Origin of the sequence: Agrococcus sp. KRD186 (assembly GCF_017168255.1) — a bacterium.
Lineage (GTDB): Bacteria > Actinomycetota > Actinomycetes > Actinomycetales > Microbacteriaceae > Agrococcus.
This window is the reverse complement of sequence record NZ_JABFAP010000024.1, coordinates 1-2,009: the sequence shown is the minus strand read 5'-3', so window position 1 is coordinate 2,009 and position 2,009 is coordinate 1. Positions and strand designations below refer to the sequence as shown.

1 protein-coding gene is annotated in these 2,009 nt (G+C 70.8%); it reads left to right on the top strand.

What is annotated here, in order from left to right:
- The first annotated feature begins 157 nt into the window (after positions 1-157).
- Positions 158-1,888 carry an IS1634 family transposase gene (locus J1M46_RS15120; RefSeq protein ID WP_206448809.1) on the top strand — a complete coding sequence of 577 codons (1,731 nt, stop codon included), beginning with the start codon at positions 158-160 and terminating at the stop codon, positions 1,886-1,888.
- Positions 1,889-2,009: the final 121 nt, after the last annotated feature.

The window sequence follows — 2,009 nt, the reverse complement described above, 5'->3', positions numbered from 1 at the left end:
CCGGGGTTCCGCAGCTGGTAGGCATTTTCGGCCGCTCGGCGGTGGCTGATTCGCGTGATTCCGCGGTTCTTGGCGTCGACGAGCGGCAGATTCTGTAGGCACACGACTGTCGGAGTGTCGGACTGGGATTCGGTGTCTCCCGTGGCATGCTGTGGGCATGTACCTGCGGGAGACGCGACGGAAGAACAGGGACGGCTCGGTCGTGCGCTACTTCCAGCTTGCCCACAACGTCCGCCATCCGGAGACCGGGGCGCCGACGGCGAAGGTGATCCACAACTTCGGCCGCGCCGAGGATGTCGACCGGGACGCGCTGGCGCGGCTGGTGTCGTCGATCTCCCGCATGCTCGGCCCCGAGCAGGCTGAGCCGGGCTCGGTCCCGGCTGCGGCCGGCGAGGCGGAGGTGATCGAGTCCCGCCGGATGGGCGGGGCCTGGACGCTGGACCGGCTCTGGGAACGGCTCGGCATCGGCGCCGCGATCCGGGCCGCCGCCGAGGGCAGGAAGCTCGATGCGGACGCGGTCGAGCGGGTGATCTTCGCCCTCGTCGCCCAGCGAGCGCTGGAGCCGGCCTCGAAGCTCGCCGCCACCCGCTGGGTGGCGGAGCGGGTCTGGATCGAGGACCTGGCGGCGCTGAGCGATGATCAGGCGTACCGGGGGATGGACTTCCTGCTGGAGGCGCTGGAGGAGATCGCCGCGGAGGTCTTCCGCTCCGTCGCCACCCTGCTGAATCTGGATCTGGACATCGTCTTCGTCGACACCACCTCCACCTACTTCGAGACCGAGCGGCCGGATGAACTGCCGGAGCTGGCCGAGCCCACCGCCGATGAGGGCGGCAACCCGGCCGAGTCCGGGGCGCGCACCTTCGGGCACTCGAAGGACTTCCGCACCGACCTGCCGCAGGTGGTGATCGCGATGGCCGTCACTCGCGACGGCGTGCCGGTCAAGTGCTGGACGTTCCCGGGGAACACGGCGGATACGGCGATCATCCGCACCATCAAGGACGACCTGGCCGGCTGGCACCTGCACCGGATGGTCTGGGTCGCCGACCGCGGCTTCGCCTCCGCCACCAACCGCGCCTACCTGACCCGCGGCGGCGGCCACTACATCCACGCCGAGAAGCTCCGCCACACGAACGCCGAGGCGGCCGCCGCGCTCGCCCGGCCCGGCCGCTACAAGACCGTGGCCGGGAACCTGCGGGTCAAGGAGGTGCACGTCGCCCCCGGCGGCAAGGGCGATGGCGACGGCGGAGCGCGGGCGCAGCGGTTCGTGATCTGCCACAACCCCGACCAGGCGACGCGGGACGTCGAGGTGCGGGCGAACCTCGTCGCGCACTTGCAGTCGCTGATCGACGGCTCCGACGCGTGGACGGCCCGGAAGCGTGACGAGCTGGTCGGCTCCCTGAAGGGCAAGCCGGGGCTGCGCCGCTACTTGCGCCGCACCGGCGCCGGGCTGCTGCGGATCGACAAGCGGGCGATCGAACGCGAGGCGCACCTGGACGGCAAGTGGCTGCTGCGCACCTCCGACGCCACCCTGAGCCCTGAGGATCTGGCCGCCGCCTACAAGCAGCTCCTGGCCGTCGAGCGCGGCTGGCGCGACATGAAGGGCCACCTCGGGCTGCGCCCCGTGTTCCACCACCGCGAGGACCGCATCCGCGGGCACGTGCAACTCTGCTGGCTCTCGCTCCTGCTGATCCGAGTGATCGAGAACACCACCGGCGACACCTGGCGGAACATCCGCCACGAGCTCGACCGCATGCACCTCGTCACCCTCGCCAGCGCCGACGGCGGCATCGCCCAGCGCACCGCGCTCACCGACGGCCAGCGGGCCATCCTGGCCGCCCTCGAACTACCCGAACCGCACCGGTTCCAGCACTACACGCCCGCCAACTGAGGCCGATACGCCGGTCCGAGCCGACCCTGTAGTAACACGACCCCCACACGCCCAACCGTCAACTTCCGCGCCACCGCGCGGAATCCCGGGCAACGTGTGCTCACCAGTTGCGGAACTCCGG